24 protein-coding genes are annotated in these 22,247 nt (G+C 66.2%); 13 read left to right on the forward strand and 11 right to left on the reverse strand.

The window, feature by feature from the left end:
* The first annotated feature begins 98 nt into the window (after window positions 1-98).
* Both ACQCSZ_RS18320 and ACQCSZ_RS18325 read left to right on the forward strand, forming a co-directional pair.
* A complete protein-coding gene (locus ACQCSZ_RS18320; protein ID WP_427005103.1) occupies window positions 99-1,853 on the forward strand; it encodes a sensor histidine kinase in 1,755 nt (584 codons plus the stop codon).
* A 14-nt stretch (window positions 1,854-1,867) separates the two neighbouring features.
* Window positions 1,868-2,542, forward strand: a complete 675-nt coding sequence (locus ACQCSZ_RS18325) for a response regulator (protein ID WP_427008380.1) — start codon at window positions 1,868-1,870, stop codon at window positions 2,540-2,542.
* A gap of 24 nt (window positions 2,543-2,566) precedes the next feature.
* On the opposite strand, the gene ACQCSZ_RS18330 is transcribed toward ACQCSZ_RS18325, so the two are convergent.
* The 3 genes from ACQCSZ_RS18330 to ACQCSZ_RS18340 all read right to left on the reverse strand — a co-directional run bounded on the left by ACQCSZ_RS18330 (window position 2,567) and on the right by ACQCSZ_RS18340 (window position 5,529).
* Window positions 2,567-3,700 (reverse strand): acyl-CoA dehydrogenase family protein, encoded by a 1,134-nt coding sequence (locus tag ACQCSZ_RS18330; RefSeq protein WP_427008381.1) that lies wholly within the window; start codon window positions 3,698-3,700, stop codon window positions 2,567-2,569.
* Between the two features lie 222 nt (window positions 3,701-3,922).
* Window positions 3,923-4,213, reverse strand: coding sequence for a hypothetical protein (locus tag ACQCSZ_RS18335; protein ID WP_427005104.1), 291 nt, complete (start codon window positions 4,211-4,213; stop codon window positions 3,923-3,925).
* On the reverse strand, window positions 4,210-5,529 hold the full coding sequence (locus ACQCSZ_RS18340; protein ID WP_427005105.1) for a hypothetical protein: 1,320 nt from the start codon (window positions 5,527-5,529) through the stop codon (window positions 4,210-4,212). Before ACQCSZ_RS18340 ends, ACQCSZ_RS18335 begins: the two co-directional genes overlap by 4 nt.
* A 135-nt stretch (window positions 5,530-5,664) precedes the next feature.
* Between ACQCSZ_RS18340 and ACQCSZ_RS18345 the strand changes: the two genes are divergently transcribed.
* Together ACQCSZ_RS18345 and ACQCSZ_RS18350 are read left to right on the forward strand one after the other, a co-directional pair.
* On the forward strand, window positions 5,665-7,413 hold the full coding sequence (locus ACQCSZ_RS18345; protein ID WP_427005106.1) for an AMP-binding protein: 1,749 nt from the start codon (window positions 5,665-5,667) through the stop codon (window positions 7,411-7,413).
* Window positions 7,414-7,448: 35 nt separating this feature from the next.
* A complete protein-coding gene (locus ACQCSZ_RS18350; protein ID WP_427005107.1) occupies window positions 7,449-7,955 on the forward strand; it encodes a MarR family winged helix-turn-helix transcriptional regulator in 507 nt (168 codons plus the stop codon).
* Window positions 7,956-7,964: 9 nt separating this feature from the next.
* On the opposite strand, the gene ctlX is transcribed toward ACQCSZ_RS18350, so the two are convergent.
* The 3 genes from ctlX to ACQCSZ_RS18365 form a co-directional block, all read right to left on the reverse strand.
* The gene (gene ctlX / locus ACQCSZ_RS18355) at window positions 7,965-8,906 is read right to left on the reverse strand and encodes a citrulline utilization hydrolase CtlX (protein WP_427005108.1); all 942 of its coding nucleotides are present in this window, start codon (window positions 8,904-8,906) and stop codon (window positions 7,965-7,967) included.
* A 7-nt stretch (window positions 8,907-8,913) separates the two neighbouring features.
* Window positions 8,914-9,945, reverse strand: coding sequence for an ornithine cyclodeaminase (locus tag ACQCSZ_RS18360; protein WP_427005109.1), 1,032 nt, complete (start codon window positions 9,943-9,945; stop codon window positions 8,914-8,916).
* A 162-nt stretch (window positions 9,946-10,107) separates the two neighbouring features.
* Window positions 10,108-10,539 (reverse strand): Lrp/AsnC family transcriptional regulator, encoded by a 432-nt coding sequence (locus tag ACQCSZ_RS18365; protein WP_427005110.1) that lies wholly within the window; start codon window positions 10,537-10,539, stop codon window positions 10,108-10,110.
* A gap of 170 nt (window positions 10,540-10,709) precedes the next feature.
* On the opposite strand from ACQCSZ_RS18365, the gene ACQCSZ_RS18370 reads away from it, so the two are divergent.
* The 5 genes from ACQCSZ_RS18370 (at window position 10,710) to ACQCSZ_RS18390 (ending at window position 15,418) form a co-directional block, all read left to right on the forward strand.
* Window positions 10,710-11,639, forward strand: coding sequence for an ABC transporter substrate-binding protein (locus tag ACQCSZ_RS18370; RefSeq protein WP_427005111.1), 930 nt, complete (start codon window positions 10,710-10,712; stop codon window positions 11,637-11,639).
* A 5-nt stretch (window positions 11,640-11,644) separates the two neighbouring features.
* Window positions 11,645-12,619, forward strand: a complete 975-nt coding sequence (locus tag ACQCSZ_RS18375; protein WP_427008382.1) for an amino acid ABC transporter permease — start codon at window positions 11,645-11,647, stop codon at window positions 12,617-12,619.
* Window positions 12,616-13,404 carry an amino acid ABC transporter ATP-binding protein gene (locus ACQCSZ_RS18380; protein ID WP_427005112.1) on the forward strand — a complete coding sequence of 263 codons (789 nt, stop codon included), beginning with the start codon at window positions 12,616-12,618 and terminating at the stop codon, window positions 13,402-13,404. Before ACQCSZ_RS18375 ends, ACQCSZ_RS18380 begins: the two co-directional genes overlap by 4 nt.
* A 99-nt stretch (window positions 13,405-13,503) precedes the next feature.
* The gene (locus tag ACQCSZ_RS18385) at window positions 13,504-13,968 is read left to right on the forward strand and encodes a DUF1761 domain-containing protein (protein ID WP_427005113.1); all 465 of its coding nucleotides are present in this window, start codon (window positions 13,504-13,506) and stop codon (window positions 13,966-13,968) included.
* Window positions 13,969-14,176: 208 nt separating this feature from the next.
* Window positions 14,177-15,418, forward strand: coding sequence for an NAD(P)/FAD-dependent oxidoreductase (locus ACQCSZ_RS18390; RefSeq protein ID WP_427005114.1), 1,242 nt, complete (start codon window positions 14,177-14,179; stop codon window positions 15,416-15,418).
* Window positions 15,419-15,747: 329 nt separating this feature from the next.
* Here ACQCSZ_RS18390 and ACQCSZ_RS18395 read toward each other — a convergent pair whose 3' ends face one another.
* Window positions 15,748-15,960, reverse strand: coding sequence for a hypothetical protein (locus ACQCSZ_RS18395; protein ID WP_427005115.1), 213 nt, complete (start codon window positions 15,958-15,960; stop codon window positions 15,748-15,750).
* A 34-nt stretch (window positions 15,961-15,994) separates the two neighbouring features.
* Between ACQCSZ_RS18395 and ACQCSZ_RS18400 the strand changes: the two genes are divergently transcribed.
* Window positions 15,995-16,303: a COG4315 family predicted lipoprotein gene (locus ACQCSZ_RS18400; RefSeq protein WP_427005116.1), complete on the forward strand. Its 309-nt coding sequence runs from the start codon at window positions 15,995-15,997 to the stop codon at window positions 16,301-16,303.
* Window positions 16,304-16,386: 83 nt separating this feature from the next.
* On the opposite strand, the gene ACQCSZ_RS18405 is transcribed toward ACQCSZ_RS18400, so the two are convergent.
* Both ACQCSZ_RS18405 and ACQCSZ_RS18410 read right to left on the reverse strand, forming a co-directional pair.
* Window positions 16,387-17,133, reverse strand: coding sequence for an anti-sigma factor family protein (locus ACQCSZ_RS18405; RefSeq protein ID WP_427005117.1), 747 nt, complete (start codon window positions 17,131-17,133; stop codon window positions 16,387-16,389).
* Window positions 17,130-17,636: a sigma-70 family RNA polymerase sigma factor gene (locus tag ACQCSZ_RS18410; RefSeq protein WP_427005118.1), complete on the reverse strand. Its 507-nt coding sequence runs from the start codon at window positions 17,634-17,636 to the stop codon at window positions 17,130-17,132. Before ACQCSZ_RS18410 ends, ACQCSZ_RS18405 begins: the two co-directional genes overlap by 4 nt.
* A gap of 226 nt (window positions 17,637-17,862) precedes the next feature.
* Here ACQCSZ_RS18410 and ACQCSZ_RS18415 point away from each other — a divergent pair, with 226 nt between their 5' ends.
* The 3 genes from ACQCSZ_RS18415 to ACQCSZ_RS18425 are packed head-to-tail and all read left to right on the forward strand — an operon-like array spanning window position 17,863 to window position 19,767.
* Complete coding sequence (locus tag ACQCSZ_RS18415) at window positions 17,863-18,891, forward strand: DUF6454 family protein (protein WP_427005119.1); 1,029 nt, start codon at window positions 17,863-17,865, stop codon at window positions 18,889-18,891.
* Window positions 18,830-19,606, forward strand: a complete 777-nt coding sequence (locus ACQCSZ_RS18420; protein WP_427005120.1) for an alkaline phosphatase family protein — start codon at window positions 18,830-18,832, stop codon at window positions 19,604-19,606. Before ACQCSZ_RS18415 ends, ACQCSZ_RS18420 begins: the two co-directional genes overlap by 62 nt.
* A 5-nt stretch (window positions 19,607-19,611) precedes the next feature.
* Window positions 19,612-19,767, forward strand: a complete 156-nt coding sequence (locus ACQCSZ_RS18425) for a hypothetical protein (RefSeq protein ID WP_427005121.1) — start codon at window positions 19,612-19,614, stop codon at window positions 19,765-19,767.
* A gap of 254 nt (window positions 19,768-20,021) precedes the next feature.
* On the opposite strand, the gene ACQCSZ_RS18430 is transcribed toward ACQCSZ_RS18425, so the two are convergent.
* Together ACQCSZ_RS18430 and ACQCSZ_RS18435 are read right to left on the reverse strand one after the other, a co-directional pair.
* On the reverse strand, window positions 20,022-20,708 hold the full coding sequence (locus ACQCSZ_RS18430; RefSeq protein WP_427005122.1) for a response regulator: 687 nt from the start codon (window positions 20,706-20,708) through the stop codon (window positions 20,022-20,024).
* On the reverse strand, window positions 20,705-22,123 hold the full coding sequence (locus ACQCSZ_RS18435; protein WP_427005123.1) for a sensor histidine kinase: 1,419 nt from the start codon (window positions 22,121-22,123) through the stop codon (window positions 20,705-20,707). The genes ACQCSZ_RS18430 and ACQCSZ_RS18435 overlap by 4 nt, the downstream gene beginning before the upstream one ends.
* Window positions 22,124-22,247 lie beyond the last annotated feature (124 nt).

The raw sequence follows: 22,247 nt of genomic DNA on the forward strand, positions 1-22,247 counted from the left end.
CGCAGCGAAACGCCACCCAGATCGTCGTGGGAAACTCCCGCCAGGGAAGGCTGGCCGGGCGGCTGTTGGACCTTCGCGGCGGAGGCACGGCCGCGCGGGTGGCCGGCAGCTCCGGCGACATCGACGTCCATCTGGTCCCGCTTCCCTTCGGCAGCGGCGCCCCTGCCATGTCCTTGCAGCGGGAGCTGGACCGGGACCTGGGCCGGGCCAGGGTCCGGATCGGCTTCGTCCTGGCGGTGTTCCTGCCGGCACTGCTCCAGCTCGTGCTTGCCGTGAATCCGGACAAGAACCTTGCCACGACCATGCTGGTCCAGCTCACCGGATCCGTCGCCGTGGCGCTCGCCGGGGGCCTGTGGCCGGCGGTTGTCGCGGCGCTCTGGAGCAGCCTGCTGGTGAACTATTTCTCCACTCCGCCGGTGGGTAACCTCGCCATCAGGGATTCACGGGACGTGCTCGCCCTGCTGGTCTTTGTGGGGGTCTCCGCTGCCGTCGCGACCGTCGTGGACCTCTCGGCCAGGCGTTCCAAGGAGGCTGCCCGGGCCGGCGCCGAAGCGGCCACGCTGGCCGACCTTTCCCGCGGTGCGGCGGCTTCGGAGGACACCGTGACCGGGCTGCTGGAGCAGGCGCTCGATGTCTTCCAGGTCCGGGGCGCGGCCCTGTTCAGCCTGCCCGACGGCGGCAGCCTGCCCGACGGCGGCGGCCTGCCCGACGGCGGCGGCCGCGGCGGTGAAGTTGCCGACCCCGGCGGCGGCGTCCGTCCGGACGCCGCCTCGCGGTCCGGCTGGCGGCTCCTCGCCGGCGTCGGCGAGATCCCGCATGCCGCCCCTGACGCCACCCCTGGCTCCGTCGGCGGTTCGGGCTCCGGCCCGGCAGAAATCCAGGCCGAGAATGTGGAGCAGATCGATGCCACCACGTGGCTGGTCCTCTCCGGCCGCGTCCTGCCGGCCAGCAACCGGCAGCTGCTCGGCGCCTTCGGCGTGCACCTGGTGGCACAGCTGGAACGCCAGCAGCTGCTGGCGAACCGGAACGAAATCCTGCGGCTGGCCGAAAGCAACACCATGCGCACCTCAATCCTGCGCGCCGTCTCGCACGATCTCCGCACCCCCCTGGCCGGGATCAAGCTCGCGGTGGGCGCCCTCCGCCAGGACGGGGTCCGCTACACCCCCGAGGAGGAGCAGGAGCTGCTGGCCACCATCGAGGAGTGCTCCGACCGGCTGGACGTGCTCGTGGGAAACCTGCTGGACATGTCCCGGATCACGGCCGACTCCGTCAAGCCCCTGCTGCGGCCCGTGCGCTGGTACGAGGCCATTCCCGCCGGCCTGCACGGGATCCCCGCCGGCACGGTGCGGGTGGAGCTGCCCGCCAACATGCCGGAGGTCGATGCGGACCCCGGGATGCTGGAGCGCGTCATCGCGAACGTCGTCGAAAACGCGGTCAAGTACGCCCCGGGTTCGGATATTGTCCTGGCCGGTTCCGCCGGCGGCCTGGGCCGCCCGGCCGGTGAGCTGCGCATCATCGACCACGGCAACGGTGTCCCGGCCGAACGGGTCGTCGAAATGTTCCGGCCATTCCAGCGCCTCGACGACGCGACGCAGGCCACCGGCGTCGGACTCGGCCTGGCCGTGGCCAAGGGCTTCATGGAGGCGATGGGCGGCAAGCTGGCGGCCGAGGCCACCCCCGGCGGCGGCCTGACCATGGTCATCAGCCTCCCGCTGTCCGCCGGCGCCCCGGTCAGTCCGCCTCCGGACCAGGCCCCGCTGGAACCGCAATCGGCCATCCTACGGCGCCGCCACGCACCGCCGATCCTCTCCGGGCCGGACGCAGATGAGCGGATGAGCGGGCTGAGCGGATGAGCGGGAAAACGGGGCTGACCGGTGTCCTCGTGGTCGATGATGACCCCTATCTGTTACGCGCCCTGCGGATCACCCTGCAGGCCCATGGCTACGACGTCGCCGCCGCCGCGGACGGGCGCGCGGCCCTGCTCGCGGCACGGCAGGACATGCCCGCGGTGGTGGTCCTGGACCTCGGCCTCCCCGACATGGACGGCACGGCCGTCATCCATGAGCTCCGAGGCTTCAGCCGCGTCCCGATCCTGGTGCTGTCCGCCCGGCACGGCTCCGAGGACAAGGTCCAGGCCCTGGACGCCGGCGCCGACGACTACATCACCAAACCGTTCGGGCTGGACGAGCTGCTGGCCCGGCTGCGCGCCCTCCTGCGCCGCAGCGACGGCCCGGAGCAGGCCCGGATCATCACCACCGATGCCTTCACCGTGGACCTGGAGAAACGCCGTGTCCTGCGGGACGGCCAGGATGTCCGGCTCACGCCCACGGAATGGAACATGCTCGAAGTGCTGGTCCGGAATCCCGAAAAGCTCATCACCCAGCAACAGCTGCTGACCGAGGTGTGGGGCCCGGCCTACGCCAAGGAAACCAATTACCTCCGCGTCTACATGGCGCAGCTGCGGCGCAAGCTCGAGCCGGACACCGCCAATCCCCGCCACCTGCTCACCGAGGCCGGCATCGGCTACCGTTTCCTTCCCTGAGCCGGAACGCCTGACCCGGGACGCCTAGACGAATGCCGACTTGCCCGTCACGGCCCGGGCCACGATCAGCGAATTGATCTCGTAGCTGCCCTCGTAGGTGTAGAGGATTTCGGCGTCGCCGAAGAGCTTGCCCATCTCGTAGTCGCTGCTGATCCCGTTGCCGCCCAGCAGGGAGCGGCCCATCGCCACGGAGGCCCGGGCCAGCCGGGTCGTGGTGGACTTTGCCATCGCGGCCTGGACCATCTCCAGCTTGCCGTCCTCCTGGATGCGGGCCAGCTGCGCCATCAGCGCCAGTGAGGCGGTGGCGTTGCCCAGCATCTCGGCCAGTTGCTGCGCGATGAGCTGGAAACGTGCCAGCTCCTTGCCGAACTGCTTTCGCTCCAGCGCGTAGGAACGCGCGACGTCGAACGCGGCCAGCTGGATCCCGGCACCTTGCCAGCCCACCCAGGCGCGCGAATCACGCAGGAGTTCGTTGGCCCGGGAAAAGTCGGTGGCCCCCGGCAGCAGGTTGGACTCCGGGATCCGCACGTCGTCGAGGACGATGTCCGCGTTCTGCATGATCCGCAGCCCGATTTTGTTGGCGATCTTCGTGGCGGTGTAGCCGGGGCGGTCGGTCTCCACGATGAAGCCCTTGATCTGCTGGTCGGCGACGTCGCGGGCCCAGACCAGGGCGAAGTCGGCAATGGTGCCGGCGCCGATCCAGCGTTTGGCGCCGTTGATCACCCACTCGCCGCGCTCCAGCCGTGCGGTGGTGGCCAGGCCGCCGGCGATGTCCGAGCCGTGGTCCGGCTCCGTCAGCGCGAAGGCCCCGAGCTCGGTGAAGCCGGTCAGCCCCGGCAGCCACCGGGACTTCTGCTCCGGGGAGCCGAGCGCGTCGATCATGCCCACGATCAGCTCGTTGTGGATGCCCACGAGGGCCGAGAGCGACACGTCGGCACGGGCCACCTCGACGTACATCAGGCCCTTGAACAACTTGGAGGTCCCGTCGGTCTGCAGGCCGCCGAGGCCGTGCTTCCCCAGTTCGGCCAGCAGCCCGAAGGGGAACTCCTCACGGTTCCAGTAGTCGATCGAGGCCGCCCGGATCCGGGACTGCAGGAACTCCCGGATCTCCTGGTACCGGGCCTGTTCCGCCGGGGGCAGCAGCTCCACGATGTACATCAGGTCCGCGTCCGGGAACGGCGGCGCCGGGTTCCCGGACACTGCATTCCCGGGGGCCCCGTTCCCGGGTACCCCGGCGGCTTGCCTGCTGTCAGGTCCTTGTGGCTGCACGGGCACGTATCCCTTCACTCTTCCAAACCGTTGGATGTCCTAGTATATTGCACAGTGATGTGGATCACTAGCGTTCCTTGGGGGTCAGAACTTTGATGTTTGTCTTGAGTTTTAGGCAGCCTTTTGGATTCGGGCATCGTCGATGTAGTTGTTGACGTGGCGGTCGATGGTTGCCAGGGCTTGGCGTAGTGGTGTTGGCGCGGGGACGTTGTCGGCTGCCAGGAGGGGTCGCAGGAGCCGGTTGTGGACCTTGGTGTAGAACAGGGCGACTCGTTGGCCGTCGGCGGTCAGGGTGTAGGTGTTGCTGTGAGGCCGGCGTTCGATGAGTCCATTGCGGCGAAGGCGTGCGAGGTCGTAGCTCATTTGGTTGCTGCTGTAGCCGGTGCCCAGCAGATGGTTCACCCGGGCACGCAGGCTCCGATGGGTGAATCCGAGGGCGGTAAGGCTGACACATAAGGCGCCGAGCAGGGCCATGACCCGGGGGTCGCCGAACCGCAAGGCCGGAGCCCTCTTCCCGTCCGCGGTAAGCGTGGGGAGCGCGACCCGCTCAAAGGCTGGGCTCGCAAGGACACAGCCCTGCCCGACACGTTCAGTATCGAGCAGCCTGCGGTTGATGTCACGGGCTTTGGTCTGCAGCTCGGGCAGATGTTCCAGACGGCGGTGGCAAGCAGGTCATCGGGCGAGTTCACGACGGTTTCGATACGCAGTGCACGGCCGTCTTTGAGGTACTGCTTCACGCGGGAGTGCTTGTAGAACGCGTTGACGGTGACGTCGGTATCCCGGGTGACAATCTTGGTCTTGCAGAGTCCGGGGACGGGCGGGCGTCCGGGACGGCTGTGGGGCGCATGACCGGTGAAGATGAGTTCGACGCTGTCGGGCCGGCCGATATCGAGGTTGTCCGCGACGAGTGCCTCAAAGAAGCCCCGGGCCCGGCGGGGAGCGTCAAAGACCAGGGTCCTCGAGATCTCGACCTGGCGCATGGACAGCTCCCACCAGTACCCGGCGTCCGCGTCGTGATCGGTCAGCGGCAACGGGAGCACGGCGAGCCAGCGTTGGAAGAAAACCTCGATGGTGCCCGGGCCGAGCCGGTCACAGATCTCCTGCAGCGCCTGCGGATCCTCGCAGGCTGCGAATCCGTTGGAGAGTTCAGTGAAGGCGATCCCGGCCTTCACGGCCTGGCGCTTGGCCCACTCGTGGCCATTGATCCAGACCTTGGCCGGATACGGGAAGTACGCGCAGACCTTGACGAACGCCGGGCCGAAGTCGGTATCCCAGAGATAGAAATAGAAGCACGTCACCCGCCGGTCTGCCTTATGGAAGCCAAAACACGGGATTCCATTGGTGCCCTGGCGCTGGGTGGAGGCGAAGACATTCTGGTATTCCTGGGCAACTCCGATCGCTGCGACCCCGGACCGGCCGGTCTTCGCTTGGGCGGCCAGGTACCGGCGCATGACGTCGATCTTCCGGTCCTCCTTGCCGAAGCGGATCAGAGGGACGTGGTTGATCTCGGAGAAGGAATTCACCGATCGGCGAAAGCTCGTACCGATCTTTTCCAGGATTGCCGGGGAAGGGATCCGATAGCCCAGATGCCTGGTCATGAACGAAACGACCTGACCGCTGACCTGCAGGGTCGGGACGTAGCCGTTGAGATAGATCCGGTCCAGGCACTGAATATCCAGGGCCACGTGGCCTTCGAGGAGATCATTGACATTAGCCACCACAATCACCGCGTCCCCTCTACGAGCCTCCGATACACCACCAGAATGCACCGCAGCGGACCGGCCGTCATCAGCGACAGCCAACCACCCACCTCGGCGGTCAGAGGCGAAGCCTCCCTGGGTGAAAGGTGCACCATGACAGTCACCGAGGAATTCCGTGCCGCGCGGGACAGGCTGCTGGCGCTCCGGGAGGACTACGGCACGGCGCGTGCCGAATTTCGCTGGCCGCGCTTTACGGAATTCAACTTCGCCCTCGACTGGTTCGACGCCATCGCGGCGGATCCGGCCAGGGGCGGTAAACCGGCGCTCGTGATCGTGGAGCAGGACGGCTCCGCCACCCGGCGCAGTTTCGCGGATCTGTCGCGCCGCTCCTCCCAGCTCGCCAACTGGCTTCGCAGCCGCGGCGTCCGGCGCGGGGACCGGATGATCATCATGCTCGGCAACCAGGTGGAACTGTGGGAACTCATGCTCGCCGGCATCAAGCTGGGCATCGTGATGATCCCCACCACCACCCTGATGGGGCCCGCGGACCTGCGGGACCGGGTGGAACGCGGCGAGGCGGGCTGGGCCGCCGTCGGAAGCGCCAATATTGCCAAGTTTGCCGACGTTCCGGGCAACTACACCCTGATCGAAATCGGCGGGGAACCGACAAATACCGGTGCCCTGCAGTACTCAGAGTCCGCCACAGCGCCGGCGGATTTCACCCCGGACGCCCCGACCCGGGCCGACGAGACCCTGCTGCTCTACTTCACCTCGGGCACCACCTCCAAGGCCAAGCTCGTGGAACACACGCACACCTCCTACCCGGTGGGGCACCTGTCCACGATGTTCTGGATCGGCTTGGAACCCGGGGACGTGCACCTCAACGTCGCGTCGCCCGGCTGGGCGAAGCATGCCTGGTCCAATGTGTTCACGCCGTGGATCGCCGAGGCGTGCGTGTTCATCTACAACTACGAGCGCTTCGACGCCAGGGCGCTCATGGAACAGATGGACCGCGAATCCGTCACGAGCTTCTGCGCCCCGCCCACCGTCTGGCGGATGCTCATCCAGGCGGACCTGAGCCAGCTGAAAAACCCGCCGACGAAGGTGGTCTCGGCCGGGGAACCGCTCAATGCCGAGGTGATCGACCAGGTTCACCGCGCCTGGGGCCAGAGCATCCGGGACGGCTTCGGCCAGACCGAGTCCACCGTGCAGATCGCCAACACCCCCGGCCAGCCGATCAAGATCGGCGCGATGGGCAGGCCGCTGCCGGGCTACGACGTCGTTCTGGTGGACCCCGCCACCGGTGAAGAAGGCGACGACGGCGAGCTCTGCCTGCGTCTGGACCCCCGCCCTGTGGGGCTGATGAAGGCGTACTACGGTGACCCGGAGAGGACGGCGGAGGCTTTCCGCGGCGGCTACTACCACACGGGGGACATGGCGGCCCGGGACGAGCGGGGCATCATCACCTATGTGGGCCGGGACGACGACGTCTTCAAATCTTCCGACTACCGGCTCTCGCCCTTCGAGCTGGAAAGCGTGCTGATCGAGCACCCCGCGGTGGCAGAGGCCGCCGTCGTCCCCTCCCCCGATCCGCTCAAACTCTCGGTGCCCAAGGCGTTCGTGGTCCTGGCCGCCGGGCACCAGCCCGGCCCGGAACTGGCGGAGGAGATCCTGCGGTACTGCCGCGACCACCTGGCCCCCTTCAAGCGGATCCGCCGGCTGGAATTCGCGGAGCTGCCCAAGACCATCTCCGGCAAGATCCGGCGGGTGGAACTGCGGCACAGCGAGGAGCTGCGCCACGGCGGCGGAAGCGTTCCGGCCGGGCTCGGCACGGAATACTCCGAGTCCGATTTCCCGGGCCTGAAAGCCGGACATGAAAACCAGCCGGAAAAGCTAGGCTGAACCCATGATGCCCGGGAATGCCCGCAGGAGGTGGCGTGGGAACTCCGCTGCCGCGTGATCCGATCGCCGATGCCCGGCTGAACTGGGAACGGCACGGCTGGGCCGATGTCGCCGCACCGATGGCCGCCATCACCGCCATCATGCGGACCCAGCAGATCCTGATGGCCCGGATCGAAGGCGCCCTCAAGCCGTTCGGGCTGACGTTCGCCCGGTATGAGCTGCTGGCCCTGCTGAGCTTCGCCCGCGGCGGCGCGCTGCCCATGAACAAGGCGAGCGCGCTGCTGCAGGTCCACCCCACCTCGGTGACCAACGCCGTCGACCGGCTCCAGGGCGCCGGGCTGGTGCGCCGCTCGCCGCACCCGACCGACGGGCGCACCACGCTGATCGAGCTCACCGCCGAGGGGCGCACCCTGGCCAAGCGGGCGACGGCGGTGCTGAACGCCGAGGTCTTCGGCCAGTCCGGTTTCGAGGAGCAGGACGTCGAGCAGCTGATCGGGATCCTGGGAACGTTCCGCCGCAACGCCGGCGATTTCACCGGCTGAAAGGCCGGCTCAGCCTCCGACGCCGGCGAGGACGGGCCTGCGGTCGAGGTGGATTCCGGCAATCATGCACCGCACCGAGCCTCCGGCCAGTTCGATCGTGGGAACATCGACGGGCAGCAGGGTGCAGCTGCTTTCGATGATGGCCTTCTGGTCCGCCGTCAGGCTTCCCAGGGCCCGCCGGGACAGCGCCAGCACGCGGCCCTCCGCGCCCTGGAGCTCGATCGCGTTGCCTGCGAAATTGAGGACCTGGTCGTGGCTCAGCTCGATCACCGTCCGTCCCCCGTTGGAAAGCCGTTGCACAACCTCGCGCCGGCGCTCCGGCGACTGGATCAGGCCCAGCCCGACCATCGCGAAGTCCGTCGCCACGGACATCATCACATTCGTGTGGTACACGGCGGTGCCGTCCGCGTCGACCGCGTCGAACAGCATGGGCTCATAGCCGAAGTTCGTGCAGAACCGCTCCAGCGCGACGGGATCGGCCCGGCGGGAGCGTGCGGCGTATGCCACCCGGCCGCCGTGGTCCAGGACCATGGCTCCGGTTCCCTCCAGGAACACCCGGTCCATTTCGAGCCCGGAGTAGTCGATGACGTCCTGCACCCGGTAGTGGATCTTGAGGAAGTCAAGGATGTCGCTGCGGCGTTCGTGGCGGCGGTTGGGGGCGTACATCGGGAATATCCCGATGCGGCCGCCCGCATGGGTGGAGAGCCAGTTGTTGGGAAACACGCTGTCCGGGCGGGTTTCGTCATAGTCCTCGAACACATGCACCGTGACGCCGGCAGTTTCCAGTGCCTCGGCCAGCCCTGTTACCTCGTCACGGGCTGCAGCGGCCAGCGTTTGCCGGTCTACGGAGTGGGCCGGCATCTGGAAGGCATTGTCCACTGCCGTCGCCGGGTTGGGCATGAAGGTGTGCGGCCGTACGAGGACGACGGCGGACGGGGCTTGAACGGACATCGGAGGCTCAGGAGCCAACCGGGGAGAGCGCACCCACGAGACCGAACAGGTTCTTGGGGTCCTCCGGGCTTGCCACGAGGTCGATCTCCACGAAGAAGTCGGTGCCGCCGACGGCGTCGCGCACGAACCGCAGGGCGGAAAAATCCTCAATGGCAAAGCCGACTGAGTCGAAGATGGTGACCTGTGCAGCGGCCGTGCGCCCGGGCGCCCTGTCCGTCAGGACCTGCCAGAACTCCGTGACGCCATAGTCGGCCGGCATGTGCTGGATCTCCCCTTCGATGCGGGTCTGCGGGGCGTACTCCACGAACACGTCTCCGAGTCCGAGGATCGCCGGTTCAAGCTCGGTCTTCCCCGGGCAGTCCCCGCCGATGGCGTTGATGTGGACGCCCGGTTCAATCAGATCCGCAGTGAGGACGGTGGCGTTCGCCTTGTCCGCGGTGCATGTGGTGATGACATCGGCCCCGCGAACCGCATCCGCTGCGGACGTGGCGATCGTGATGTCGAAGCCCAGGGGCGCCATATTGGCCACGAACTTCTCGAGTGCGGCGGGATCGGTGTCCCATACCCGGAGAGTGGCAATACCCAGGGCGCTGCGGAACGCGAGGGCCTGGAACTCGGACTGGCTTCCGCTGCCGATCATCGCCATGACGCGCGAGTCGGCACGGGCCAGCCTTTTCGCCACCATGCCGGACGTCGCCGCGGTGCGCAGCGCAGTCAGCACCGTCATCTCGGTAAGGAACGTGGGGTAGCCGTTGTGGACGTCGGCCAGGACGCCAAACGCCGTCACGGTCTGGAAGCCACGCGCGGGGTTGGACGGGTGCCCGTTGACGTACTTGAAACCATAGGTCTCGTGGTCGCTCGTGGGCATGAGCTCGATGACGCCGAACGGCGTGTGGCTGGCGACCCGGGGCGTTTTGTCGAACGATTCCCAGCGCCGGAAATCATCTTCAAGGTACTGGATCATTCCGGAAATGATGTCCTCCGGCCCGCGTCCTGCAGCCCAGCGCACCATGTTGTGAACATCTACAAAGCGCGTCATCTGCGCCCCCTAATTCTCTAGTCAACAACTGATGCCACAACTCTAAGGTTCGGCGATATGCAGGCTCAATTGCCGAATAGCAAGCTTTTTGTTGAGTTGCTGACCATAATGACGACAGATTTTGCGCATTGTGTACGTTGAGCCCTCTGGATCCCCGGGTCCCTAGCGCAGCACCGAGCTGAGCAGGAGGCTCGTCTCGCTGTTGACGATGCCGTCGACCCCACGGATCCGCCCCAGGACCTGGTCAAATTCTGTGAGGCTCTCGGTCCGGAGCTCTGCAACCAGGTCCCAACCTCCGTTGGTGGTGTGCAGCGCCGTGATTTCCGGAAAGCCCCTGAGCTGGCGGATGACCCTGTCCGTGGTCCTGCCTTCCACGGCGATCAGGGCAATGGCATGGATCGCCAGGGGATCGAGCTCGTCGCGCACCCGGACCGTGAAGCCGACGATGGTCCCCGATGCCACCAGCCGCTCCAGCCGGCTGTTGACGGTGGCCCGGGCGACATCGAGCCTGCGGGCCAGGCTGGCCACCGAGGCCCTGCCGTCCTCACGGAGGGCGGAGAGGAGCCGACGGTCAAGGTCAGTGAGAGCGGTCATTGTCATAATGTATATCCAACATCAGCATTTTGTGAGTTTTTTCAATGAAAAGTTGGTTTTTTGGCCATTGAGGATGCACATCACCCAACCGTAGTGTTGTCGCAGCGGTGACGCAGGACACGCGAAATGCTGCCGCCACTCCGCTCCCACCTAGTTCAAAGGGTAAACAGATGCCGTCTTCCTCCATGCCGTCGCTGAGGCTCGCTGCCGTTGTCGCAGCCACCGCACTGGCCCTCACCGCTTGCACCAACGCCTCGCAGACCGCCGCAGGCTCCTCGTCGGGGCCTGACGGCTTCGACCCCTCGGCAATCCAGAAGGACGAAGCACTGGCCGCGTTGGTTTCCCCGGCGCTGAAGGCAAAAGGCGTCCTGACCGTCGGCTCCGACACGTCCTACGCCCCCGCCGAATTCCTGGGTGCCGATGGCCAGACCCCGCAGGGCTACGACGTCGACATCGCCAAAGCGGTCGGTGCCACCCTCGGCCTGAGCACCAAGGTTGAGACGGCGGAGTTCACCGGCATCCTGCCGGCGCTGGGCCCCAAGTACGATCTCGGGATCTCCTCGTTCACCATCAACCCCGAGCGCGCCCAGACCGTGAATTTTGTCAGCTATTTCAATGCAGGCGTGCTGTGGGCCGTGGCCAAGGGCAACCCGAAGAACTTCGCTGTGGAGGATATCTGCGGCAAGAAGGTGGGAGTCCAGACCGGCACCGTAGAGGAGGATCCTGATGTGTCCGGCCGCTCCCGCAAGTGCGTCGCCGAGGGCAAGCCCGCCATCGACATCGTCACGCTGAAGAACCAGACAGACGTCACCACGCGCCTGGTCAACGGCAGCATCGACACCATGGCCGCAGACTCGCCGGTCATCGGTTACGCCCTGTCGCAGACCGGGGACAAACTCCAGACGCTGGGCGAAGTCTACGACGCCGCACCGCAGGGAATTGCCATTGCGAAGTCGGACACTGCGTTGTCCGAACTCGTCGGCAAGGTCATGAACAAGCTCATCAGCGATGGCACCTACGGGAAAATCCTGGACAAATGGAACAACTCCAAGGGCGCCGTGACCACGTCTGAAGTGAACCCGGTGGTGGTGGGCAGTTGAGCACCCTGACCCAGGGCGAGACCGCAACCGTCCAGCCCGGGCAACGACGCCGGGGACCGGAACTCATCAGCGCCGTTCCGGTCCGGCACCCCGGCCGATGGGCAGCGGGCGCTATCATCCTGCTGTTCGTCGCCATCATGACCCAGAGCGTGTTTACCAACGCCAACTTCCGCTGGGAGACGGTGGGGAAGTACCTCCTGGACGTTTTGGTGGTCCAAGGCATCGGCTGGACGCTGCTCCTCACGGTGCTCTCGATGGTAATCGCCATTGTGCTGGCCGTGCTGCTCGCCTTCATGCGCCAGTCCGACAACCCGCTGTTCCGGGGCGTGAGCTGGGCCTGGGTCTGGTTCTTCCGCGGAACGCCGGTCTACACCCAGCTCGTCTTCTGGGGCCTCATTTCGGTGCTCTATCCCAAGATCGCCGTGGGCGTTCCGTTCGGGCCCGAGCTGTTCAGCTTCAGCACACAGGATGTGATCACCGCCTTCGTGGCGGCGGTCCTGGGCCTGGGATTGAACGAGTCCGCGTACCTTGCCGAGATCTTCAGGGCGGGCCTGAAATCGGTCGACCCGGGCCAGATGGAAGCCGCCGAGGCTTTGGGCATGCGCAAGTCCAAGATCATGTGGCGCATTATCCTGCCCCAGGCCATGCGCGTAATCGTTCCCCCGACCGGCAATGAAACCATCGGAATGCTCAAGACCACCTCGCTGGTCCTGGCAGTGCCTTTCACCCTGGATCTCACCTTCGCCACCAACGGAATCGCCAACAGGAGCTACCTGCCCATTCCCCTGCTGATCGTCGCGGCGGTCTGGTACCTCGTTATCACCAGCGTTCTCATGGTGGGTCAGTTCTACATCGAACGCCACTTCGGCAAGGGCGTGGACAACCTCGTTCCCGCGCCGGTCAAATCCTTACGAGCCCCCGTCAGCGTCCCCGCCACGCCGGCACCCCACGCACCCAGGAAAGAGGATGAGGTTCTGTGACCATCACCAGTGACGTCGTGACGAAGGAGGCCCTCGTCCGGATTGACGGCGTCCACAAGTACTTTGGCAGCCACCACGTGCTCCGCGGCATTGACATGACTGTCAGGCAGGGCGAGGTTTCAGTGCTGGTCGGGCCGTCCGGGTCCGGGAAGTCCACGCTGCTGCGCTGCATCAACATGCTCGAGACCATCAGCGCCGGCCGGATCCGCGTCAGCGATGACCTCATCGGCTACCGCGAAAGCCGTGGGCGCCTCCATGACCTCACCACCAAGGAGATAGCAGCTCAGCGGCGGGACATCGGCATGGTGTTCCAGAAATTCAACCTCTTCGCCCACCGCACCGCGCTGCAGAACATCATCGAGGCACCCACCCAGGTCAAAGGCCAGTCCAAGGCGAAGGCCCGGACGAGGGCAATGGAGTTGCTGGACAGGGTCGGCCTGGCCAACCATGCCTATCACTATCCCGCCCAGCTCTCGGGCGGCCAACAGCAGCGCGTGGCCATTGCCCGTGCACTGGCCATGGACCCGGAACTGATGCTTTTCGACGAGCCCACCTCCGCCCTCGACCCCGAACTGGTGGGTGATGTCCTCAACGTGATGAAGGATCTGGCCAAGTCCGGCATGACCATGATCGTCGTGACCCACGAGATCGGCTTCGCCCGGGAGGTCGGTGACACGCTGACCTTCATGGACGGCGGCGTCGTCGTCGAAAGCGGCGACCCGCGCCAGGTGATCGCTGACCCCCAGCACGCCCGGACCCGGGAGTTCCTTTCAAAGGTCCTGTGAGATCCGGGCCTGCTTCCGCTGACCGCGGCCCGGCCATCCCCTAGACTTCGGTGGAGCGGAGCGTTCGGCTGAACGGGGCCTGGACCTGAGGAGAACACAATGATTCCGGAAATCAACTTCTGGGCGGTACTGCTGGCCACGCTCTCCAGCATGGTGGTCGGGTCCGTCTGGTGCACGCCCAGGGTGTTCGGCAACTACTGGAGGCGCGTCGCCAAGGTCACTCAGGACAGGGAATTCGGTGGATCCGGGGGGCCCGGCGGCCCCGGGGACGCCCGTGCCGCCGTCAAGCCCATCCTGGTCACGCTGCTGGTCAGTTTCGTCAGCGCCTGGGTCCTGGCCGGTTCCGCAGCCATCTCCCAGCACTTCTACGGCGGGAACTTCCTGGCCAACACCCTGGTCACGGCCGTCATCCTCTGGGCCGGCTTCACGGCGGCCCGGTTCATCACCCACGACGCCTTCGAAGGCCGCCCCGCCGGCCTGACGGTCCTGAACTGCGCCCACGAGCTGGCGACACTCACGGTCATGGGCCTGATCATCGGCCTGTTCGGGATCAGCGCAGCCTAGCCGGGGACTGGCCCCAGCGATTGGAACGGTGCCGGGAAGCTGACCACGATGTCGCCAGAAGGGGCCGGCCGGTCACCTTTACCGACGCCGGAAACCACGCCGCTACGCGGAGGTTTTCATCTGAGGCAACGTATCCGGCTACGGGGAGGTTTTCTCTGCGTCACCGCGGGCACTGTTGCACCGACTCCAGGTGGAGTAGGTTGCTCGGATGGAGGATACATATCAGGTCATCGTGGTCGGGGCCGGGTTCGCCGGCATGACGGCTGCCAAGGCACTTGGCCGCAAGGGCGTAAACGTGCTGCTCATCGACTCCAACAACTATCACCAGTTCCAGCCGCTCCTTTACCAGGTCGCGACGTCACAGATCGGGGTGTCGGCCATTGCGCGGCCGCTGCGGTCCGTTTTCCGCCGTCTCAGGCCCGTGAGGGTGCTCACCGCGGAAGTGGCAGCGGTCGATGCAGCCAACCGCGCCGTCACCACCGCCGAGGGCGACACGTTCCGTGCCGAGGTCCTGGTCATTGCGGCAGGCGCCGTGCCGAACTTTTTCAATACGCCGGGCGCGGAGGAACATGCCTTCCCGTTGTATTCGGTCACCGACGCCACCCGGCTGGGTAGCAGGCTGACCCAACTGCTGGACCAGGCCGATCGGGAGTCCGGCGGCTCCGTGGACGTGGTCGTCGTCGGCAGCGGCCCGACAGGCGTGGAGACCGCCGGCGCCATGGCGGAAAACGTCAAGTTCGTGGTGCCCAAGTACTTTTCGCCGGAGCTCGCAGCCCGGTGCCGTGTCCACCTGGTGGACATGGTCCCGACCGTGCTGAATGCGTTTTCGGCAAAGTCGCAGGAATACACCAGGCAACGCCTGACGAAGATCGGAGTCCAGCTCCACCTGGGAGTCGGCGTCACGGAGGTCCGCACCGACGGCGTCACCCTCGCCGACGGGACCGTCATACCCGGCCGGGTTGTGGTGTGGGCCGGCGGCCTGAAGGCCGGAGGGATCATTGCCGGCTCCGGCCTGGCGCAGGGCAGGGGAGGGCGCATCGATGTCCGCCCGGACCTGACGGCGCCGGATATCGAGGGCGTGTATGTCGTCGGCGACGCGGCCAACATGACCGATTCGACCGGGGCTAAGCTACCGCAGCTGGGCTCCGTCGCTCAGCAGGCCGGGAAGTGGGCGGCCCGCAACATCTACGCCGACCTCACCGGCGGTACCCGGCGGCCTTTCGAATACTTCGACAAGGGGTACATGGCGATGGTCGGCCGGGGCGCTGCCGTCGCCGAGATCGGGCGCAAGCGCATCCAGTTGCAGGGGCCGCTGGCTTTCGTGTCCTGGCTCCTGGTGCACCTCGCCCTCCTGCCCGGATTCCAGCAGAAGATCCGCGCACTGTTTTCCTGGCTCAACGGCTACGTCACCCACAGTCCCGCGCAGGTCGTCGTCGGCCGGCCGGAGTGACGGGCCGGCGCGGCCGTTGGCCTGGATCAGGCCGTTGTCCCACAGTTACGCGCTCCTTCGGCTCGCGCCCGCAGCAGCCGCCGCTTCTTTCCTGCTGACGCCGGTCTTGCCAGCACCGTCACTGGCGCCCGGCTGCGTGTCTTTGGTTGTGCTTGCCGCAGCTCCCGATTGAGCTGCGCGGCCCCTTGTCCGGAAAAGGCCAAGCCCCACTCGCTTCCGTCGGATTCCCCGGATCGCATTCGGCGGATGGTCGCGCTGGTCCTGTGAACCGTTGGGCTTCCGACATCGTGTCATCGGTGGTTGGTAAATCCGGCCGCCAGGACGAGAAGTCAGGAATTGATCATGAAACGAAACTTCGGTCGTGTTGTGCTGTTCGGCGCTGTGGGCTTGGCGGCCCTGACAGGGTGTGGGCAGTCGTCGACGCCTGCGGCCACGGCGCCGCCGCCGACATCTTCGGCCGCTTCTTCGTCGGCCGGTGCGGGGGCAAGCCCCGGTTCGAGGTCTGCCTCCGCCTCCGCGTCGGTCCTGAAAACCAGCAGCACCTCATTGGGGACAGTTGTGGTGGATGGCCGCGGTATGACGGCGTACTACTTCGATAAGGACACGGCCAACTCGGGCAAGAGTGCCTGCACTGGCGGGTGTGCCGCGATGTGGCCGGCGGTCAAGGCCGCGTCATCGAGGCCTGAGGTTGACGGGGTGACAGGCAAGGCCGGAACCATTACAAGAGATGACGGCACGATGCAGGTGACTGTCAACGGCCTGCCGGTGTACACGTACAGCAAGGACACGGCGCCCGGGGATGTCAAGGGCCAGGGCGTTGGCGGGATCTGGTGGGCCGTTGCCCCCGATGGGGACAAGGTCAGCGGGGCAACTTCGGGGTACTGATCCACGCAATGACACGGGTCTTCATGGCCGGGGTTGGCCACGGAATCCCCCGGCCCGTGTTTGTTCCGCACGGCCGCCCGGGATTAGGGCCGTGCCGTCAGCAGCACCGTGCCGGTGCCGGCAGCACGGATTTCGACCTGACGGATGTCTTCCCGGCGGATGCTGGTGGTCGCCGCGGGTGTCACGACAGTCCCTGGGCCCGCAGTCCAGCTTGCCACTTGTGTCGTCACGCCCCGGGAGTCAACCACCACCAGGTTGTAGACCTCGGACGCGGCGGCCTCGCCGGGTCCTGTCCTCCTGACATCGCCGGATTCTGTCTTCGACGGGTACCCGTCGGCTGAGAGCGCGTAGCGGCACTCCCAGTCGATCCGTGTTCCCCACGCCTGCCCGGTGATGGACCCTTTCGCAGCCGGGGCGCTGTTCACGACAGGGGTGAAGTTCAGCTCCGTGACCGTCGCGGTTTGTGACTGCACGGCCGGACGCTCCGGAAGTGTGACCGTTGCTGTCGCCGCGCCCGAGGCCGCGCTGGCCCCCAGCACGAGCCCGGCAACGGCCAGGCGCGTGCGCTGGCGCCTCCGGCGGACCTTTTCCGCCAGTCCGGGGGGCAGCTCCGCCGGAACGGGGACGCCGGTCGGCCCCAAGGCCTGGGCCTCCTGGGGTGTCAGGGCGTCCAGCAGGGACGGCAGCCCGGCAAATTCGGCCACGGCTGCCCTGCATCCGGCACATCCGGCCAGGTGCTGCTCGAACTCGCGGCGCTCCAAGCGGCCCAAGGATCCCAGCACGTAGGCGGCGTCCCACTGGCGGTACTTGTCGGCTCCGTTCGGGCTCATAGAGTCACTCCCCTTTCCTGCAGGGCGAGCCGGAGTGCCCTCAGCGCATAGTGCAGCCTGGACTTCACCGTGCCCTCGGCCAACTGCAGGCTCTGCGCGATCTCGGCTGTCGTCTGCCGCTGATAGTACGAGCGCAGGATGACCTCCCGGTGCTCGGCGGACAACCCGGCCAGGGCATCCGACACCAGCCACCCGTCCAGGACCCTGTCGATCTGATCCGCCGCCGGAATGTCCGGCAGCGGGTCTGCTCCGATTTCGTGCCGGCGGCGGGCGCTTCGCCGCTCATCAATGACCAGATGGCGGGCGACCGTGTACAGCCAGGCCCGCACCGCGGGCTCGCTGCGCTCCAGAACTGCTGGATGCTGCCAGGCGCGGATCAAAGTCTCCTGTACGACGTCGTCCGCGAGCATGCCGTTCCCGGTGAGTCTGGTGACGAATCGCCACAGCCCCGGACCGTACGCCTCGTTCAGCGACCGCAGCAGCTCAGCCTCCTCGTCAGGCATCTCCACCTCCCTAAACATAGGACGAGGCCGGCCCATTGTTGGTTCACCTTGAATACTTTCAATACGCTACCGGCGGCGTGGTTCACGGGTCCGACGTGAGCCGGTCTCCCGTTTGAGGAACCAGCCGCGCCTCAGTCTGCTGTTCACCAACCCGCCACAGAGGGTTCATTACCAACAAGTAACTTGGGGCTCTCCTGTTGTGACCCAACCTTTGAGAGGCTCCCCAATGAGCACGACTCGCACCCGAGGCATCCTCACGGCCGCCGCAGCCATCATCCTGGCCGCGTCCGCAATCGGCGGCACAGCGGCCGCCCAGGCCGCAGGCAACAATGACCAGCACGAGGGCAACAACGCCGAATCCGGCAACCACAGTGAAACGAACACGGCCCTGGCCGACGCCTTCAACGGCATTGACCGGAACACGAACTGGCAGCAAACCGGCAAGCTGAAGCTGAATTTTCCCACGTACCACACGGAGGGAATCGCCTACAGCCAGGACCACATCTTCCTCTCGGCCGTTCAGATCATCGAACCGACCAAGAAGTTCCCGACCCCGCAGAACGGGTTCGACCGCACCCCCGGCAAGGGCATCGGCCACCTGTTCGTCATGGACAAGGTCGGCAATCTCCAAAAGGACATCATCCTGGGCGAGGGTGACATGTACCACCCGGGCGGCATCGACTTCGACGGCACCAACGTCTGGATCCCCGTAGCCCAGTACCGCCCCGACAGCAGCGCCATCATCTACAGTGTCGACGCGAATACCCTCGACGTGCACAAGCAGTTCGAGGTCAAGGACCACTTCGGCGGCATCGTGATGGACAAACAGAGCGGCCACCTGGTCGGCAACAGCTGGGGATCGCGCCGCTTCGCGGAATGGGATCTGCAGGGCAAGCAGCTGTCCACCTGGGATAACCCGAACTTCTTCATCGACTACCAGGACTGCCAGTACGTGCCTAACTCGAAGATGCTCTGCGACGGGATCACCAACCTCCCGCAGACCCCGGCGGCAGGGGGCGCCGGTGCCACCTACGAGCTCGGCGGCATGGCGATGATCGACCTCAAGTCCCACAGCGTGATCCGCGACGTTCCCTTCCAGCAGTGGTCCACCGCCGGCCACGTGGCCACCCGCAACCCGTTCAAGATGACCGCCGACGGGAACCACCTCACCATGAAGGTGGCCCCCGATAACGGTGACGAAGGCAACGGCACCGAAATCCTCACCTACGAAGCCACCGTCATCCCCGCCAGGTAAGGCAACCTGGCAGCCGGCCCACGACACGCCAGGCCCCGGCGGCGTTCCGGCCAGGCCGGCGTCGTGCCTGTCCAGCCACACCAACGCCGCCAGCGCCAGCGTCACGGATTACTCCCCGCACCACCAGCCGTTCCAGTACCACGCCTCCACCGCAAACCCGCACCACCTGGCACCGGCGTCCGACGCGGAAATCGGCCACAACGGCCAGGCGAACCACCAGTACGACCTCACCGCGTTCAACAAGGTCGTCAACACCGACAACATGCCCGCCGTGTCCTTCCTGAAGGCCGGCATGTACCAGGACGGCCACGCCGCCTACTCTGAACCGGTCGACGAGCAGAACTTCATCACCAACACCGTGAACCAGATCCAGAAATCCAAGAACTGGGACAACACGGCCGTGGTGCTGGCCTACGACGACTCGGACGGCTGGTACGACCACGTCGCCGCCAAGGTAAAGAACTCCTCCAACACCGCCGACGACGCCGCCTGGTGCCAGAACGCCGCAGCCAGCGGAATCCCGATGGCCGGCGGCTACGCTGACCGCTGCGGCCCCGGCCCGCTCCAACCGCTCGTGGTCATCTCCCCCTACGCGAAGAAGAATTACGTGGACCACACCCAGACCGACCAGGCATCGATCCTGCGCTCATCGAAGACAACTGGCACACCGGCCAGATCGGCAACGCCTCCGCCGACGCCACCGCCGGCTCGGTGAACGCCATGTTCAACTTCGACAACCAGCGCAACGACAAGGTCCTGCTCAACGAACAGACCGGTGCCGTCGCCTCCATCACCAACACCGAGAACGGCAACAACAACTCCGACAAACAGCATGGCAGCACCAACAACAACGACCGCAACAACTCCGGGAAGTAAACACCCGCAGCGGTCCGGTCTGTGACCGCCAGCAAGACAACAGGGTAAGAAACGCCACCCGGCCTGCTGCCGGGTGGCGTTTCTGTCCGCGCCCTCATCGACTCCCCTAAACCGGGCGTTGCATGCAACGGTTGGCCGGTGGTTTGATTCACGCAGGTGGGCAGCCAGCACAAAAGTAGTTTTGGTCCGGCCCCGCTGTGGGTGGTCGAGCGGACCCTGGCCTGGATCGCCCGGGACCGCTGATGCGTCCGTGACTATGAACGGCTGCCGGCCCTGCAAGCGACCGGCAATCCGGTATCCGGCACAGGATCTAAGGCGATTCCCTGCCGCTGGGCCCACAAGGCAGCCGAGGTGCGGTCTGTGACGCCGAGGGCGGTGAAGACGCGCGTCAGGTGCGCCTTGACGGTTTTCTCGCTGATGGTGAGCCGCCGGGCGATGCTCTTGTTCGGCAGACCGACCGCGACCAGCGACAGGACCTCGCGCTCACGCGCCGAGAGCCTGGCTGAGGTGCCAGTGCCGACGGGCCGGTTGCCCGGCAGTAGCGCGCGGGCGGCCATCGGTGACAGTGGGACACCGCCGGCGGCGGCGTCGCGCAGTGCTTTGATGATGTCCTCGGGCTCGGCATCTTTGAGCAGGTAGCCGACCGCCCCGGCTTCGAGGGCGGACAGGATGCGCGCGTTCTCGCTGAACGATGTCAAGATGATGACCTTGGTGCCGGGCCGGACCGCAAGGATCGCGCGGGTCGCGTCGATACCGTTAAGACCTGGCATGGACATGTCCATCAATACGATGTCCGGCTCAAGATCCGTAACGACGGACCCTGTTGCCAGTGAGCCATCGGCGATCGCCCCGACGACCTCGATGCCCTCGGCGGCGCTCAGCAGGTCGCTCAGGCCGCGCCTTACGATCGCGTGGTCGTCCACGACCAGGACCCGGATCATGGAAAGGCCATCGTCTTGGCCGGTTCCTGCGCCGGATCCCCCGGGGGAGGTGCAGTCGCATGGACGAGAGGCACCGACAGGACGAGCTCCGTGCCCCCGCCGGGGGATGCGTGAACGGTCAGCTTGCCACCGTGCGAAGAGGCCAGCGCGCTGAGAAGTTCTAGGCCGACGCTCCCGCGGCTTCGAGCGGCGGTGCAGCCGGGTTCGAAGCCGCAGCCGTCGTCGTGTACACGAAGCACGAGTGTCTCATCGCGCCGCCCCGGGCTTGCGCTGCCGCTGCGGGCGACCCTCATTGTGACTGAATGGGCGTCGGCGTGCCGCACAATGTTGCGCACCGCCTCCTGCGCGGCCCGGTAAATGAGCGCCTCGGTCTTATCATCGAGCTGCTCGGTATCGGTCACCTCAACCGTCACGGCGAGACCGCGCACCGTGAGGGTGGCGGCGAGGTCGTCAAGTGCCGTGGCGAGGCCTTGTACATGCAGCAGCGGCGGAGTGATGGTGACGACAAGGCTGCGCAGCTCGCGCAACCAGCGGCGAAGGTCCGCCGCAGTCGCGGTCATGACCTGCGCCGTGGCCGCATCGCTCCCGCGGGTCCGCTCAGCCGCGGCGCTCAGTGAGTAGGAGGCGCCGGCGAGGCCTTGCACGATCCCGTCGTGCAGGTCGGCGGCGATCATCGCCCGCTCATTGTCGGATGCGGCCAGGGAAGCGACGAGCATGGCTTCACGCTCTTCCTGGCTGCGTTTGAGGCGACGGGCCATGCGGTACGCGAGCGGGGCCTGCACGAGATAGAGCAGGACGAGTCCGCCGAGCAGCACCGGCAGGCTTGCCAGCCACAACCGCTGGCTCGCGTCGGTTATGACCTGATACGGCTGGTACGTCTCAAACATCAGCCGCTGGCCGGTCGGGGTCCTGACACCCAAGTAGACCTGGAGGAGTGTTCCGTACGTCTTCTCGCCCTGGTTCTCGGCGTCGGTCAGGTCGCTGACCTCCGCCGACGAGCCACCGGACCTGAGCACGGCAAGCTCGTCGCTGGCAAGCGGAAAGCTCAGCCCGACGAGTGAGTGATCGTCGGAGTACACGATGCGCCCGCTCGCGTCCCAGACCTTGACGCGCACAATCCCACTGGTCATCACGTGCTGGCGGACTACCCGGTCCAGATTGTCAAAAGCCGGCCCGGGCACGAGAGCTTCGTCGGTCAGGACGTCGCCCACGACCTCCGTCGCCTCAAGACTGGTCAACTGGCGAGCCTGCTCGATGGCCTCTGCGGTTGCGGTCTGCCGCAGGGCCAGCGCCAACACGAAGCCGACGGCGGTGAGCACGACCAGGCCGGCAGCCAGGAACGCCGAAACAGCCTTCGTCACAGACACGCTCCGCAGACACTCGGTACGGGCGGGAACCTGCAATGGCGCGTTCACCACGTACTCCTTCGACCGCGATGTCTGGCCGGAGGCGGGGACGGCCGACTCAGGGCTCGTCGACGGGCACCGGCATCAGTTCGACGGATGGAGCGTCGAGCCTCCCCATGCGAACTTGCCATCG

This window comes from Pseudarthrobacter sp. H2 (assembly GCF_050157045.1).
GTDB lineage: Bacteria > Actinomycetota > Actinomycetes > Actinomycetales > Micrococcaceae > Arthrobacter.